Here is a 626-nt window from a genome sequence, read left to right on the forward strand (position 1 = left end):
CGGCGATCGCCGCATCCAGGCGCTCGAGCAGTTCGCGGTTGAGCACCGGCTTGCCGTCGGCCTTCCGCCAGCCTCTGCGCTTCCACCCCGCCATCCACTGCGTCACGGAATTGATCACGTACTGGCTGTCGCACAGGATGCGCAACGATTCATCGGCACGATCCTCTGTAGCGAGCAGCAGGTCGAGCACCGCCATCAGCTCGCCCTGGTTGTTGGTGGCGCGCGGCCATCCGCCGGCTCGCCACTGATCGTCGTCGACGTACCAGGCCCACCCCGCCGGTCCGGGATTGCCGAGTGCTGAGCCGTCAGCTGCTGCAGTGAGTGCCATGGAGTCCATCCTGCCAGAGCCGGCGCCGGTCTCCGGATAGGCTGGTCGGGTCGGCTGGAGCGAAGCGGAGGATGCGGACGATGGTGGAGATCTCGAGTAATACTGTGCTGCGGTCGCGGCGAGAGGACATCGAACTGCGCACGGCGGACGGTCTCACCCTCTACGGCGAGCTGGCGATGCCGCTCGACCGGGAGCCGCAGGCCACGCTCGTGACGCTGCACCCGCTGCCCACCGCCGGCGGATTCATGGAGTCGCATATTCTGAGGAAGGCGGCGAATCGCCTGCCCGAGCTCGCCGA

The 626-nt window shown here is 67.4% G+C and carries 1 protein-coding gene and 1 pseudogene; one reads left to right on the top strand and one right to left on the bottom strand.

Translation table 11 applies throughout. From position 1 onward, the window contains the following. Positions 1 to 328 (bottom strand): ribonuclease H family protein (locus tag NS354_RS12815; RefSeq protein ID WP_193750787.1); only part of this gene is annotated, 328 nt, incomplete at its 3' end. Positions 329 to 408: 80 nt separating this feature from the next. Here NS354_RS12815 and NS354_RS12820 point away from each other — a divergent pair. Continuing rightward, positions 409 to 626 (top strand): annotated as a pseudogene (locus tag NS354_RS12820) (alpha/beta hydrolase); the annotation flags it as partial.

It is taken from the genome of Leucobacter chromiiresistens (genome assembly GCF_001477055.1).
GTDB classification, from domain to species: domain Bacteria; phylum Actinomycetota; class Actinomycetes; order Actinomycetales; family Microbacteriaceae; genus Leucobacter; species Leucobacter chromiiresistens_A.